The 13,888-nt window shown below is 61.6% G+C and carries 16 protein-coding genes; 7 read left to right on the plus strand and 9 right to left on the minus strand.

Annotation, left to right across the window (positions count from 1 at the left end):
- The first annotated feature begins 119 nt into the window (after window positions 1-119).
- Both dapA and smpB read left to right on the plus strand, forming a co-directional pair.
- A complete protein-coding gene (dapA, locus tag MWU53_RS11360) occupies window positions 120-995 on the plus strand; it encodes a 4-hydroxy-tetrahydrodipicolinate synthase (protein WP_247093401.1) in 876 nt (291 codons plus the stop codon).
- Window positions 996-1,100: 105 nt separating this feature from the next.
- On the plus strand, window positions 1,101-1,577 hold the full coding sequence (smpB, locus tag MWU53_RS11365) for an SsrA-binding protein SmpB (RefSeq protein ID WP_247093403.1): 477 nt from the start codon (window positions 1,101-1,103) through the stop codon (window positions 1,575-1,577).
- Window positions 1,578-1,640: 63 nt separating this feature from the next.
- Here the strand turns inward: smpB and MWU53_RS11370 are convergent, their stop codons facing one another.
- From MWU53_RS11370 to MWU53_RS11380, 3 genes are read right to left on the minus strand one after another with little or no spacing between them, the layout of a single operon-like run.
- A complete protein-coding gene (locus tag MWU53_RS11370; protein WP_247093405.1) occupies window positions 1,641-3,401 on the minus strand; it encodes a bifunctional molybdopterin-guanine dinucleotide biosynthesis adaptor protein MobB/molybdopterin molybdotransferase MoeA in 1,761 nt (586 codons plus the stop codon).
- Window positions 3,398-4,018, minus strand: coding sequence for a molybdenum cofactor guanylyltransferase MobA (mobA, locus tag MWU53_RS11375; RefSeq protein WP_247093407.1), 621 nt, complete (start codon window positions 4,016-4,018; stop codon window positions 3,398-3,400). Before mobA ends, MWU53_RS11370 begins: the two co-directional genes overlap by 4 nt.
- On the minus strand, window positions 4,015-4,905 hold the full coding sequence (locus MWU53_RS11380; RefSeq protein WP_247093409.1) for a formate dehydrogenase accessory sulfurtransferase FdhD: 891 nt from the start codon (window positions 4,903-4,905) through the stop codon (window positions 4,015-4,017). The genes mobA and MWU53_RS11380 overlap by 4 nt, the downstream gene beginning before the upstream one ends.
- Before the next feature lie 47 nt (window positions 4,906-4,952).
- On the opposite strand from MWU53_RS11380, the gene MWU53_RS11385 reads away from it, so the two are divergent.
- Entirely contained in the window at window positions 4,953-5,663 is a 711-nt protein-coding gene (locus tag MWU53_RS11385; RefSeq protein ID WP_247093411.1) for an AzlC family ABC transporter permease, read from the plus strand.
- Entirely contained in the window at window positions 5,663-5,995 is a 333-nt protein-coding gene (locus tag MWU53_RS11390) for an AzlD domain-containing protein (RefSeq protein WP_247093522.1), read from the plus strand. Before MWU53_RS11385 ends, MWU53_RS11390 begins: the two co-directional genes overlap by 1 nt.
- An 8-nt stretch (window positions 5,996-6,003) precedes the next feature.
- Here MWU53_RS11390 and MWU53_RS11395 read toward each other — a convergent pair whose 3' ends face one another.
- The 3 genes from MWU53_RS11395 to MWU53_RS11405 all read right to left on the minus strand — a co-directional run bounded on the left by MWU53_RS11395 (window position 6,004) and on the right by MWU53_RS11405 (window position 7,314).
- Window positions 6,004-6,600 (minus strand): hypothetical protein, encoded by a 597-nt coding sequence (locus MWU53_RS11395; RefSeq protein ID WP_247093413.1) that lies wholly within the window; start codon window positions 6,598-6,600, stop codon window positions 6,004-6,006.
- 37 nt (window positions 6,601-6,637) lie between these two features.
- Complete coding sequence (locus MWU53_RS11400) at window positions 6,638-6,772, minus strand: aa3-type cytochrome c oxidase subunit IV (protein ID WP_247093415.1); 135 nt, start codon at window positions 6,770-6,772, stop codon at window positions 6,638-6,640.
- A gap of 95 nt (window positions 6,773-6,867) precedes the next feature.
- Window positions 6,868-7,314 (minus strand): DUF6173 family protein, encoded by a 447-nt coding sequence (locus MWU53_RS11405; protein WP_247093417.1) that lies wholly within the window; start codon window positions 7,312-7,314, stop codon window positions 6,868-6,870.
- Between the two features lie 163 nt (window positions 7,315-7,477).
- Between MWU53_RS11405 and MWU53_RS11410 the strand changes: the two genes are divergently transcribed.
- Entirely contained in the window at window positions 7,478-8,428 is a 951-nt protein-coding gene (locus tag MWU53_RS11410; RefSeq protein ID WP_247093419.1) for an NAD(P)-dependent oxidoreductase, read from the plus strand.
- Window positions 8,429-8,506: 78 nt separating this feature from the next.
- Here MWU53_RS11410 and MWU53_RS11415 read toward each other — a convergent pair whose 3' ends face one another.
- Window positions 8,507-9,541, minus strand: a complete 1,035-nt coding sequence (locus MWU53_RS11415; protein ID WP_247093524.1) for an MBL fold metallo-hydrolase — start codon at window positions 9,539-9,541, stop codon at window positions 8,507-8,509.
- 5 nt (window positions 9,542-9,546) lie between these two features.
- On the minus strand, window positions 9,547-11,268 hold the full coding sequence (locus tag MWU53_RS11420) for an acyl-CoA dehydrogenase (RefSeq protein ID WP_247093421.1): 1,722 nt from the start codon (window positions 11,266-11,268) through the stop codon (window positions 9,547-9,549).
- 94 nt (window positions 11,269-11,362) lie between these two features.
- On the opposite strand from MWU53_RS11420, the gene MWU53_RS11425 reads away from it, so the two are divergent.
- A complete protein-coding gene (locus tag MWU53_RS11425; protein WP_247093423.1) occupies window positions 11,363-12,319 on the plus strand; it encodes an L-threonylcarbamoyladenylate synthase in 957 nt (318 codons plus the stop codon).
- A 6-nt stretch (window positions 12,320-12,325) separates the two neighbouring features.
- Here the strand turns inward: MWU53_RS11425 and MWU53_RS11430 are convergent, their stop codons facing one another.
- Window positions 12,326-12,904 carry a YqgE/AlgH family protein gene (locus MWU53_RS11430; protein WP_247093425.1) on the minus strand — a complete coding sequence of 193 codons (579 nt, stop codon included), beginning with the start codon at window positions 12,902-12,904 and terminating at the stop codon, window positions 12,326-12,328.
- A 108-nt stretch (window positions 12,905-13,012) separates the two neighbouring features.
- Between MWU53_RS11430 and MWU53_RS11435 the strand changes: the two genes are divergently transcribed.
- Complete coding sequence (locus MWU53_RS11435) at window positions 13,013-13,834, plus strand: protein-disulfide reductase DsbD domain-containing protein (protein WP_247093427.1); 822 nt, start codon at window positions 13,013-13,015, stop codon at window positions 13,832-13,834.
- The last annotated feature ends 54 nt before the right edge of the window (window positions 13,835-13,888 follow it).

Below are 13,888 nucleotides of genomic sequence, written 5' to 3' on the forward strand. Positions count from 1 at the left end.
ACACGCAACACACAAACTTGGCATTTCTGTCGAACCCGGCTAGTTTCCGCCGCGTTTGCGAGGCGATTCAGCAGATCTTCGCAGACGTGATTGGAAACACAGACAAAATGGAGCGTGTCATGTTCAAAGGATCTCTTCCTGCCCTGGTTACGCCGTTCAAGAACGGTGCAGTGGATTTCGACGCGCTTAAACGCTTGGTCGAATGGCAGATCGAGGAAGGCTCGACCGGACTGGTGCCGGTGGGCACAACCGGTGAAAGCCCGACCCTGACCCATGACGAGCATGAAGCCGTCATCGAAGCCGTAGTCGAAGCCGCCGCAGGCCGCGTGCCGGTCATTGCCGGTGCGGGCTCGAACAACACTGCCGAAGCCCTGCGCTTCATGGAGTTCGCCAAGCGTGTTGGTGCCGCTGCTGGTCTGGTGGTGACGCCGTACTATAACAAACCGACTCAGCGGGGGTTGATTGCGCATTTTGAGGCGATTGCGAATGCCGTCGACCTTCCGATCGTGATCTACAACATCCCCGGTCGCTCGGTCGTTGACATGACGCCCGAGACCATGGGCGAACTGGCCAAGCACAAGAACATCGTGGGCGTAAAAGACGCGACGGGTGATCTGGCGCGTGTTAGCTTTCAGCGCATGACCTGTGGTGCGGATTTCATCCAACTGTCGGGCGAAGACGCTACGGCACACGGGTTCAACGCACAGGGTGGCGTGGGCTGCATTTCGGTCACCGCGAACGTGGCCCCGCGTCTGTGCGCGGACATGCAGGCCGCAACGCTGGAAGGTGACTTCGCCAAGGCGCTGGAGATCGCAGACAAGCTGATGCCGCTGCACAAGGCGATCTTTATGGAGCCGGGCACCTGTGGCGCGAAATACGCGCTGTCCAAGCTGGACCGCTGCACCGAAGACGTCCGCTCGCCGCTGGTTGGCCTGACGGACGAGACCAAGGCCGCCATTGATGCCGCCATGCGTCACGCCGGGCTGATCAACTGATCCAGGCAATTGATTTGTGTTACGGGGGCCGCGCATCGTCGCGGCCCTTTGTCTATCTGATGGGATGGTCTGGACAGTTCGCGGCGCAAGCCCTACATCCGGCACATGGCTAAGGCAAAAGAAGACACCAACTATAAAGTGATCGCCGACAATCGGCGTGCACGCTATGACTATGCGATTGAGGAAGACATCGAATGCGGCATCGTGTTGATGGGCTCCGAGGTGAAATCGCTGCGTCAGGGTGGGTCGAATATTGCCGAAAGCTATGTGGCTGTTGAGGATGGCGAACTTTACCTGACCAACGCTTATATCGCGCCGTATAAGCAGGCCATCACTTGGGGCCATCTGGAGCGCCGCAAGCGCAAGCTGTTGGCGTCGAAGCGCGAGATCTCGAAGATGTGGAATGCGACCAGTCGCAAGGGCATGACCCTTGTGCCGCTGGTCATCTATTTCAACCACAAAGGTCTGGTGAAGGTGAAGGTGGGCATTGCCAAGGGTAAGAAGGCCCATGACAAGCGCGCGACCGAGGCCAAACGGGATTGGGGCCGTCAGAAGCAGCGGCTTTTGCGGCACGGTGATTAAGGGGCTTTGCCCCTCTGCGCTGCGCGCATTCACCCCAAGGTATTTAAGGCAAGAGGATGGGGGTCAGGTGATCCCGAGGCTGTCGTAGCTGATGAAGCGGACGGGGGTGCCGGGGGTGATGTCCATCGCCTCGTCCGGCAGTTCAACCAGTCCGGTGGCCCAGCTAAGGCCTGAGATGCGGCCTGAGCCTTCGGATTTGAACGCTTCCACCTCGCCGTTTTCGTTTAGGCGTGCGCGCAGATATTCGCGGCGGCCTGCTTTTTTGGATTTGGTGAAAGCGGCTGGCAGCATGGTTCCGGGCGTGGTCAGCCATGGACCGCCAGCAAGGACCGAGAAGGCAGGGCGTGCGAAGATCAGTGTCGTGACCAGCGCGGCGACGGGGTTGCCGGGCAGTCCGAAGACGGGTGTGCCGTTCCATTGCGCCAGCGCCAGAGGGCGGCCCGGTTTGATCGCGATGCGCCAGTGGTGCAGCGATCCGGTTTCTTTCAGCAGGGCTGAGACATGGTCTTCGTCGCCTGCCGAGGCCCCGCCGGACGTTATGATGACATCGGCCTCTGTTGCAGCCATGTCGAAGGCGGCGCGCAGGGCGTCGCGGTCGTCGGCCACATGGCCCAGATCGACGGGGGTATAGCCCCAGCCCTGTGCCAGAGACAGCAGCATCGGGCGGTTGGCATCATAGGTGCGGGCGGTGTCTGTGGTCGTTCCGGGCTCGGCCAGTTCATCGCCGGTGGACAGGACGCCGACGCGCAGCGGTTTGCAGGCTTGGACATGCGGCAGGCCGAGCGCGGACAGAAGCGCGACATCGGGCGCGCGCATCTTGTGACCTGCGGGCAGGGCCAGCTTGCCAGCCTCGACATCTTCACCGGCAGCGCGGGCATTGGCGCCGGGTTTGACGCCTGCGGGGAAGCGCAGGGTTTGCCCATCGACTTGGACGTCTTCCTGCAAGACCACGGTGTCCACGCCCTCGGGCAGAAGTGCGCCGGTCAGGATGCGGATGGCGTGGCCTATCGGGACGCTGCCGGTGAAGGGATCACCGGCAGCGGCGCGCTCGGACATCAGGGGTATTTCGATCACGTCGCCTTCGGGCAGTCCTGCATAGGCGAAAGCATAGCCGTCGACCGCGGAGTTTGCACCGGGTGGGTTGGAGCGGGCCGCCAAATGGTCACTTGCAAGGATCCGGCCACGGGATGTTGCCGTGGGCACGGTTTCGGTGCTGACCACAGGTGATAGGCGGTCGCGCAATGTCTCTAGCGCTTCATCGACGGGGGTCCAATGGACGCCGGGGGGCAGGGCGAAGCAGTCGTTTTTCAATCCCTTTGGTTTGCGCGGGGCGAGGCCGGTGACATCTGCGATGAAGGCTGCAATCGCGGCGGTGTCATCCAGATCGAAGACTGGCAGGTCGAGGTGAGGGAGGGCTTCATTGCTAGCCACGGCGCGGATCGTGTCATTGCTTGGTGCCAACAAATCCTCGCCTGTTTCTACACGGTGCGCCTCGATCTTGGGATGCGGTGCGCCTTTGAACCCTTCCACCAGCACAAGGTCACAGGGGGTCAGGCCCGCGATCAACTCGGCCAGTCGTGGTTCGGGGCTATCGCGCAGCTCATGCAGGGTGGTGATGCGGGCGGAGGAGGCCAAAACGACCTCTTGCGCGCCCGCCACGCGGTGGCGGTGTGTGTCCGTGCCGGGCTTTTCCAGATCGACGCCGTGATGGGTGTGTTTCAGGGTCGAGACGCGCAGACCCTGCGCGGTGAAATGGGCGATCAGACGCTCCATCAACCCGGTTTTGCCCGAGTTCTTCCAGCCGGTGACACCGAAGATTTTCATGGGGCGGTCTCCAAAAGCTGTTCGGCCTGGGCAAGGTCGTCCGGGGTGTTCACGTTGAAAAACGGATCAAAGGGCGTGGGCGCAAAGCTGGCGATGGCCGCGCCGTGCTTGTCGGTCCAGAGGACGACCTTGCGCAAGCCGTCTTCCAAGGCCGCGCGCAGGTCGTCACGAAGTGCGACCGGCCAGAGGCCAAAGGTGGGTTGGCGCATCGCACCGCGTTGCGGGTCAAGCGTGGCAGCCAAAGCGATGTCGGTGCCGTCGCGCTGGGCGGCAATCAGCAGCCGATCCACAAGGTCGCGCGGGAAAAACGGCGTGTCGGCGGCGGCAGAGACCACATGAGTCGCGCCCTGTTCAGAAGCCCAATCCAGCCCGGCCAAGACTCCCGCCAAGGGACCCGCATAGCCGTCGATGCTGTCGGGCAGAACGGGCAGGCCGGTGTCGGCAAAACGCACGGGGTCTCCGTTCGCGTTCAAGGCCATGCCGTCGACCTGAGGGGCCAGTCGGTCGATCACGTGGGACAAAAGCGTACCGTTGCCCAAGGGAAGGCGTCCCTTGTCTCCACCGCCCATACGGGTGGCGAGCCCACCGGCCAGAATGATGCCAAGGGGACGGGTCATGCGCCTGCCCCTTTGCGGCGGTGTTTGCTGTCTTCACGCGTGACGTGGGCTGGATCCACGTCGCGGATCAGGCGGCTTTCTCCGGCCAGACAGGTAAACCGCTGCCCCCGCATTCGACCGATTAAGGTCAGTCCGATTTCGTTTGCGATCTCGACACCCCATGCGGTGAAGCCAGAGCGAGAGACCAGCGCGGGAATGCCCATCTGCGCGGTTTTGATCACCATCTCAGACGTCAGTCGCCCGGTGGTATAAAGGATCTTGTCCGCGCCCGAGACATTCTGATCCAGCATCCAGCCGGCCACTTTGTCGACGGCGTTGTGGCGGCCCACATCCTCCATATAGACCAGCGGGCGATCCCCTTCGCACAGGACCGTGCCGTGGATCGCACCCGCTTCCAGATAAAGCGAGGGCGTGCGGTTGATCTTCTGCGACAGGGCATAAAGCCACGAGGTCTTCACCGGCGCGGCGGGCAGGGTCAGCCCCTCGAGCCCCTCCATCATGTCGCCAAACACCGTCCCCACTGCACAACCCGAGGTGCGGGTCTTGCGGGATAGTTTGTCTTCGTAATCCGTTTCCGTGGCCGTGCGCACGACGACCGTGTCGATGTCGTCGTCATAGTCGACGCCCGTGATCTGGTCCTCTGTCGACAGCATCCCCTGATTGCGCAGAAATCCAAGCGCCAGATACTCGGGATAGTCACCAATGGTCATGGCGGTCACGATCTCGCGCCGATTTAGGAAGATGGTCAGGGGGCGTTCCTCGACCACATTGATGGTCACTGGCGCGCCGGTTTCATCGTGGCCCGCAACGGCACGGGTCAATCGCGCCGCGCCGGGGTCGGGGGCGATCAGGTATTCGGAAAGATCGAGTTCGGTGGACAATTGCAACTCCTGCACGGACGCCGTAAGCGTTAGGGGTAACTTAGGAATTCCCCATGACCGCGTCCAACCCGAAACGACATTTCCTGCGCGGAACGCGCGATGCGCTTCCGTTTCTTCTGGTAATCATCCCCTTCGCTGCCCTGTTCGGCGTGGTGGCGACCGAAGCCGGGTTGAATGTGGCCGAGGTTATGGGCTTTTCCATTTTAGTCATTGCGGGGGCCGCGCAGTTCACGGCCGTGCAGTTGATGACCGAGAACGCCCCCACCGTGATCGTGATCCTGACCGCCTTGGCAGTGAACCTGCGCATGGCGATGTACAGCGCATCGCTGACCCCCTATCTGGGCAGTGCGCCGATCTGGCAGCGCGGGCTGGTGGCCTATTTAATGGTGGATCAGGCCTATGCCCTGTCGCAGATCAAATTCGAGATCGAGCGCGAACTGACTGTGCCCGAGCGGTTTGCCTACTACGTTGGGACAGTCGCCCCCTTGGCGCCGTTCTGGTACGGTGCATCTTACCTTGGCGCGGTCGCGGGCGCGCAGGTGCCGCCTGAATTTGCGCTGGATTTCGCCCTTCCGATTACGTTCCTTGCGATGATCGCCCCCGCGCTGCGCACGATGGCGCATGTAGCGTCGGCGCTGACCTCGGTCGTGTTGGCGCTGTTGATGGCGTGGATGCCCTATGGCTCGGGCCTGTTGGTGGCAGCGATCGGTGCGATGATCGTGGGCGCTCAGGTCGAGCTCTACATGGAACGGAGGGCCGCGTGATGGACCAGCTAAACCACACCACAGTCTGGTTTGTTATCTTCGCGATGGCGATCGGCAGCTTCCTGATCCGCTTCAGCTTTCTAGGGATAATAGGTGATCGGCAAATGCCGGAATGGGTGCTGCGGCACCTTCGCTATACGCCCGTTGCGGTCTTGCCGGGTCTGGTGGCCCCGTTGGTCTTGTGGCCCGCCGCGACAGAGGGAAGCCCTGATCCGGCGCGACTGGGGGCAGCGCTTGTGACATTGGCCGTGGGGTATTTCAGCAAAAACGTTCTGGCAGCGATCCTGTCTGGGGCCGCCACGCTTTACGGGCTTTTGTTCCTGCTGGGATAACGCGCGGGTCAGATGCCCTGCGTTCTGATCTCGCCGCCTTTATGGGGGTCGTCGTCCTGGAAGGTTTGCGCACGCACGCCGGGAAGGTCGCCGAACGCGTTCATGATCTTCTTGGGATAGTAGGACTGCGGGACCGATCCGAAGCCCGGAAGGCTGCGCAGGATGGCGCTGACTGACTGGCCGCAATGCGCCTTGGGGACCGCGCCATATTGCTCGACCGCGCGTTTGGCCATTTCGGCCACTTGTGGCGATACGACGATGTCCTGACGGACCACGTCATAGGTCACACGGGCGTGGTAATCGATGTAGAAGTCCACCGCCGGGTCCGTCATGCCATAGATCACATCATGGCGTTCGGGCAGGTTGGGATGGTGGAAGGTCCCCGCCGGATCAAAGATCACGCGCTGCGAGCCGTTGACCATCAGCGCCGAATGCGCGCCCGAGCCGGACGCCTTCGAGATCACAGTGAACAGGGTGAGGGTCGGCGGACCGTCATGCCGGTATACGGCATCCGCCACTGTTTGATCGCTGGCAAAGATGTTGTCTGCGCCACCGCAGCCGGCAAGCGAGACGATCAACGATAGCACTGCTAGCAATCGTACCATGAAACCCTCGAACCTGAACTATGATTGGGTGTTGGTCTTAGGCGCCAACCAGGGCCAAGAAGACCAGAATAGCCAGAATAACGATGACCGACCATTTGGTTGTGGCTACAAAGCCCGCATAGGTTTTTTCCTGGGCGCTGGTTTCCATGGTGCCATGAACGTGTTCAGCCATTGTTCAAATCCTGTTCTGAGTTTGCGTTTTGCACCGAATAACGGATTTCCGGGCCTCTGTCACGGCCCGGATTCTGTTCGTCATACAGTTTGCGATTATTCTTCTTCCAACTGGGCCGCCAGCCGGAACCCGATGCGGTTCGGTTCGGCGCTTTCGATCTGCTTGGGCAGGGCGCGCAGCATGACCGACAACTGGCTGACATGCTGTACCAGTTGGGTTTTTGTGCCCTCGCCGTCGGACCCGTAATAGGTGATGATGTCCGGGTCGAAATAACCGATCCCTTCGATCCGCAGAACGCCCGCATCACCACCAGCAAAGCCCATGGCGACTTCGTGTTCATTGTCCAGCTGATCTTCGAAGTTTTTGATATAGAGAATCAGGCGCTCATAGGCCCATTGCGCGGGGCTTTTCTGTTCGACCGGGGTCTCCGCCACTTTGGCAGGCAGTGGTTGATCCTCGACCACGACAGGCCCGGATTCACTACAGTCAAGATTATGCGCGCGCGGTTGGCGTGCTGGGGTTTTAGGGGCGTCGTCGGACATAAGGCACCATTCTTCATAAGTTACACTCTGCGAAGATTGCACAGGCAAAGCCCGGCGTCACGTCACGATATACTGAACAGAGGAAATCTGGTCGGATGTCGGAAACAGGACAGAAAGGTGGGGGCGCCGCTGAAAATCTGACCGGAAATCAGGGAGGATTTGCATGAAAATCGGTTTTGTTGGGCTTGGGAATGTCGGTGGTAAACTGGCGGGAAGCCTGTTGCGGAATGGCAAGGACCTGACGGTGCTGGACCTGAATTCCGAGTTCGTCGACGGGTTCGTATCGCGCGGGGCCAAGGCGGCAGACAATCCAGCAGCTTTGATGCGCGCGTGCGACGTGGTGATCACCTGCCTTCCGTCTCCCGCGGCGTGTAACGCGGTGGTCAGCGAGATGCTGGACGAAGTCTGCGAGGGCAAGATCTGGCTTGAGATGTCCACCACCGACGAGGCCGAGGTGAAACGTCTGGGCGCCGAGGTTATTGCGCGCGGTGGCGCGGCCGTGGACTGCCCGGTCTCGGGCGGGTGCCATCGGGCGGATACGGGCAATATCTCGATCTTTGCAGGCTGTGATCGGGCGACGTTTGAACGCGTGCTGCCGATCCTGACGGTTCTGGGGCGCCGCGTGTTGCACACGGGCGAGCTCGGGTCGGCCTCGGTTCTGAAGGTGATGACCAACTATCTGGCGACCGCCAACCTGCTGACCTGCTGCGAGGCATTGGTGACGATGAAAGCCGCCGGGTTGGACTTGGCGACGACATACGAGGCGATCAAGATTTCGTCCGGAACGTCATTCGTTCACGAGACCGAAAGTCAGGTGATTCTGAACGGGTCGCGCGACATCTCTTTCACCATGGATCTTGTGAAAAAGGATATCGGCCTGTTTCAGGACATTGCGGACCGGGCCAATGTGCCGCTGGAAATCTCGCCCCTGATGATCGAAATCTTCAAGGATGGGATCGCGCGCTATGGCGAGCGGGCGCAGTCAGATGACATCATTCGTCGTCTCGAGGAAGCCACCGGGCTGGACATCACCGCCCCCGGGTTTCCCGCCGAGATGACAGATGATGAACCAGAAGAGCCGGGATACGAGGTTGTGCCGCGCGGGCGGGGTTAAGGGGCTTTGCCCCCGTGCGAAACCCTTGCGGGTTTCACACTCCCCCAGGATATTTTAGACAAGAAAAGCGTGTAGAGCCTAGACGGCTTTCCACACCCACGCGCCATCCTCGCGCATAGTGCGGATGGCGCGGCCTTCGTGCAGAAGGTGGTTCAGATGGCCGACGGCCTCGACCAGCGCCAGCCCGTATTCCCCGCCCTTAATCTCGCGTTTGAACAGTGGCGGGAAGCATTCGCCAGCGGTGTGGGGGGCTGACAGGAACTCTTCCAGTCGACGCAGGGCGCTGTGGTGGTTGTCGATCAACTGGCGCATCCGCGTGGGCAGGCCTGTGAAGGGCAGCTTGTGGCCGGGCAGGACCAGTTGGTTGGGGGTCGCGTATTGCTTCAGGCGTTCATTGGCTTCCAGCCAGTCGCCGACCGGGTCCGCATCGGGTTCGGTCGCATAGACGCCAAGGTTGGGGCTGATCGTGGCAAGCAGTTGGTCCCCGCCGATCACCAGTTCCCCATCCGTGGACCAGAGCGTCGCGTGTTCTGGCGCGTGGCCATTGCCAATGCGCACGTCCCAGTCGCGCCCGCCAAAGTGAATGCGGCTGCCTTCCTTGATGCGTTTGAAGCCTAGGGGCATGTCGGCGACGATGTCGGCATAGTTGAAGGGGCGCTCGGTCAGGCGTTTCTCGTAAACCTCGCGATCCATCCCCGCCGCGCGCCAATAGGCGAGCGTCTCGTCCACCGGTTCCATCTGCTCATCCAAGAGCAGCATCCGGGCGAACAGCCACGCTGTGCGGGTGGTGACCAGTTCCGCGCCATGTTCGCGCTGGAACCAGCCGGCCAGCCCGACGTGGTCAGGGTGGTGATGCGTGACGATCACGCGTACCACGGGTTTGCCGCCCAGCGGGCCTGCCAGCAATTTTTCCCAGATGCGGCGGGTCTTGCCGGTATCAAAGCCTGTGTCGACGATGGTCCAGCCCTCGGGGTCTTCAAATGCGAAGACGTTCACGTGGTCCAAGGCCATAGGCAGCGGAAGGCGTGCCCAGAGCACGCCTTTTGCGACCTCAATGGCCTCGCCCTCGGCGGGCGCGTCGGGAAAAGGAAAGTCCAGCTTTCCGGTCGTCAGGTCGCTCACGAGGCCAAATCTTCCGGGCTGAGTGCATAGAGGCCAGCAGCCCCGGCACGCGCCTGCGTAAACTGTGCAGTGTGTTCGGGCAGCAAGCGGTTGATGTGGAAGCGGGCCAGTTCGGTGCGCGCGCCGTTACCGCCTTCGGCAATCGCCGCTTTCAAATGCATATGCGCGCCCAGAACGCGGGCAAAGCCCATCAGGAACGGCACGGCACCGGCAAAGCGGTCCTGCATGTCGCCTTGCTCGACCATCCATTCGACGGTTTCGCGCAGGTCTTCGGCAGCCGACCAGACGGCTTCGGACATGTTGGGGAACATGGCGCGGGCGCCTTCAGCCTGAGCTTCGATTTCATCCAGCAGGCGGAAGGCAGCATCGCCCCCGTCCATCATCTTGCGACCTACAAGGTCCATGGCCTGAATGCCGTTGGTGCCTTCGTAAATCGCGGTTACACGCACATCGCGGCAGTACTGCGCAGCACCGGTTTCCTCGATGAAGCCCATGCCGCCATGGACCTGCACGCCCAGATGGCTGACCAGAATGCCGGTCTCGGTCCCATAGGCTTTCACGATCGGGGTCAGCAGGGCGGCGCGGGCTTTCCAGCTTTCGTCACCCGTTGCGGTGGCCATGTCGATGGCCTTGGACAGCGACAAAGCCATGGCGCGGGCGGCGAACAGCTCGCAGCGCATCTGAGTCAGCATCCGGCGTACATCGGCGAAATCAATGATCATGCCGGTGCCATCTTCGCCCAGAGGCGTGCGGCCCTGCTTGCGCTCCAGCGCGTAGGCCAGCGCTTTCTGATAGGCGCCTTCGCCAGCACCCAGACCCTGAACGCCAACCCCCAGACGGGCGTTGTTCATCATGGTGAACATGGCGGCCATGCCTTTGTGCGGCTCGCCGATCATCCAGCCTTTTGCGCCTTCGAAGGACATCACAGCCGTCGGGCTGCCGTGCAGGCCCATCTTATGCTCAAGGCTGACGACGCGCAGGTCGTTCTTTTCGCCCGGGTTGCCGTCTGCATCGGGGATGAATTTCGGCACAAGGAACAGCGAGATGCCTTTAGTGCCCGCCGCACCATCGGGCAGGCGCGCCAGAACAAGGTGGCAGACATTTTCGGTGATGTCGTTGTCACCCCAGCTGATGAAGATCTTCTGACCCGATACCGCATAGGTGCCGTCGCCATTGTCACTGGCTTTCGAGGTCAGTGCGCCCACGTCCGACCCGGCCTGTGCCTCGGTCAGGTTCATGGTGCCTGCCCATTCGCCGGAAATCAGCTTGGGCAGATACAGCGCCTTCAGCTCGTCCGAGGCATGATGCTCCAGCGCTTCGATCTGGCCCTGCGTCATTAGCGGGCAAAGCTGCAGCGACAGGTTCGCCGCCGACATCATGTCATTCACAGCGGTTTGCAGGGTCAGGGGCAGGCCCATGCCGCCATATTCCGGGTCCGCGGCCATGCCGATCCAACCACCTTCAGCAATCGCCGCATAGCTGTCGGCAAATCCGGGCGAGGTACGCACAACGCCGTTTTCCAATACTGCCGGGGTCAGGTCACCGTCACGGTGCGATGGCGCCAGCTTGTCTTCGCACATCTTGCCCGCTTCCGTCAGAACGGCGGTCGCCATGTCGCCCGAGGCTTCGGCAAACAGCTCGGTCGCGGCGATGTCGTCGTAGCCAATGATGTGGTCGAACAGGAATTGAAAGTCATCAGTTGTGGCGCGATAAGTCATGTTCGATCCTTGGCTTCGTGGACATTGACCCTTAACAGGGCTTTGATGATCCCTTACCGAAGGTCATTTGAAGGGCAAAGGAAAACGCAGCGTCATGACCGAGCGCAGCTTCAAAACCGAGCATTTGCAGGACGACGCGGGCGGCATTGCCCGCGCGGCCGAGCTGTTGCGCACTGGTGCGCTGGTGTCCTTCCCGACCGAGACCGTCTATGGCCTTGGAGCCAATGCGACGGATGACCGGGCGGTGGCGCGAATCTTTGAGGCTAAAGGCCGTCCGCATTTCAATCCGCTGATCGTGCATTTGCCGTCGGTCGATGCAGTGACGGACTATGCCGAGCTGTCTGGCGTCGCCCGCGATTTGGCGATGGCCTTCTGGCCGGGGCCGCTGACGCTTGTGTTGCCGTTGAAGCCGGATGGGCCGTTGTCCGCCTTGGTGTCCGCCGGACTGCCGACCGTCGCGATCCGCGTGCCCGCGCACCCGCTTGCGCACCAGTTGTTAGAGGCCGCGGGCGTGCCCGTCGCCGCGCCCTCGGCCAATCCGTCGGGGCGGATCAGCCCCTCGACCGCGCAGCATGTGCTGGACGGGTTGTCGGGCCGGATCGAGGCGGTGTTGGACGGTGGTCCCTGTGGCGTCGGGCTGGAAAGCACCATTGTCGGACTTGACCCCGAGCCAACGCTGCTGCGCCCCGGCGGCCTGCCGGTCGAAGCGCTTGAAGCCGCGCTGGGTGGCCCGCTTGCGAGCCGAGCTCAGGATGAGGCCATCAATGCGCCGGGGCAGCTTCAATCACATTACGCGCCCAACGCGCGGATGCGGCTGAATGCGGAAAACGTCGCGCCCGGTGAGCGTCTGTTGGGATTTGGCCCGGTCGAGGCCGCGCTGAACCTGTCGCCCTCGGGCGATCTGGTCGAGGCTGCAGCGAACCTGTTTGGCTATCTGCACAAGCTGGATGCGGATGGGGATGCGCCAATCGCCGTGTCACCGATTCCCGATCATGGGCTTGGGCGTGCGATCAATGACCGTTTGCGTCGGGCGGCGGCCCCACGAGACTAGGTGCGATCAAGCGTGGCCGCCCTCTGCTGACAGAAGTAGGGGGTCAATGCCAAGTTGGGCCAGCGCCGCGGTCCATTTGCCGTCATCGTCAGAGGCAAAGACAATCGCCTTCTCGGCGTCGCAGGTCAGCCATGCGTTTTGCTGGATCTCGTCCTCAATCTGTCCCGGCGACCATCCGGCATAGCCCAAAGCGGCCAAGGCCTGTTGTGGACCTTCGCCATGGGCCATCGCCTCGAGAATGTCGCGTGTCGCGGTCATCGAGAAAACGTCATCCACCTTCAGGGTCGATTCGTCGTTGTTGTATTCGCCCGAGTGCAGGACAAATCCACGTCCACCTTCCACAGGACCGCCGAAAAACACTTTGCCCGCCTTGGTGATCGAGCTTGCGTCGATGTCCAGCTGCGCCAGCACATCGCCCAATGACAGCTCGGCAGACGGTTTGTTCACGATCAGCCCCATCGCCCCTTCCGGCGAATGGGCGCACATGAACACCACGGATTTTTCGAACCGTGGATCCCCCATGCCGGGCATCGCAATCAACAGCTTTCCGCTGAGGTTCATTTCGGTGTTTTCGGTGTTGCTCATACTAATAGAAAAGCGATCCGGCCGACGCTTTGCAAGGGCTGGTCACAACTTATCCGGATTTTGTGATTTTACATGTGCGATTTGCTGCTTATGTATTTGGGCATGAATATGAAACACGCCATCCTTACTGCCTGTCTTGGGGCGCTGTCGCTGGGCACTCCGGCTTCGGCGCAAACGGATACGCCGCCTGCGCTTGAAGACGTGGCGCAGATCGACGTTCTGCCGGGATGGCGGGATGCGTCGGGCAACCACATGGCCGCGCTTCGGGTGAGGCTGGCGGATGGCTGGAAGACCTATTGGCGCAGCCCCGGAGAGGCCGGTATCCCCCCAAGTCTTGATTGGCGCGGGTCGGGTAATCTGGCGGGCGTGACCTTCCATTGGCCGGTACCCGAGGTGTTCGAGACGTCCGGGATGCAGACCATCGGCTATTCGCATGAATTGGTCCTGCCGATGAGCTTGACACCCAGTCAGAACGGAGAACCCATCACGTTGACTGGCAAGGTGAACCTTGGGGTGTGCAAAGACGTGTGCATGCCGATGGACGCCGAGATTTCGGTCACGCTGCCTGCCGAGGCCACCAAGGCCGCGCGTCCCATCAAACGCGCGCTGAATGCGCGGCCCGATACGGCTTCTGAAGCTGGACTGCGCAAAGCCATCTGTCAGGTCGAGCCGATCAAGGACGGGCTGCGTCTGACCGCATCCATCGACATGCCCCGCGTTGGTAAGGGTGAGGTCGTTGTGGTGGAAACCACAGACCCCTCGCTGTGGGTGAACACCCTGTCGACGCAACGCGACGGCAGGGTTCTGACCACGGTGGCCGATCTTGTGCCGATCTCGGGCAAGCCCTTCATGCTGAATCGCTCGGACGTGCGTCTGACCGTACTGGCGGCTGGGCGTGGCGTTGATATTCGCGGTTGCACGGGCGGCTGACCGCATTCGCACCCCAAAACCCACGCCAGATGTCGCCAATCGGCCCTTCCGTGC

It is taken from the genome of Aliiroseovarius sp. S1123, assembly GCF_023015885.1.
Taxonomy (GTDB): domain Bacteria; phylum Pseudomonadota; class Alphaproteobacteria; order Rhodobacterales; family Rhodobacteraceae; genus Aliiroseovarius.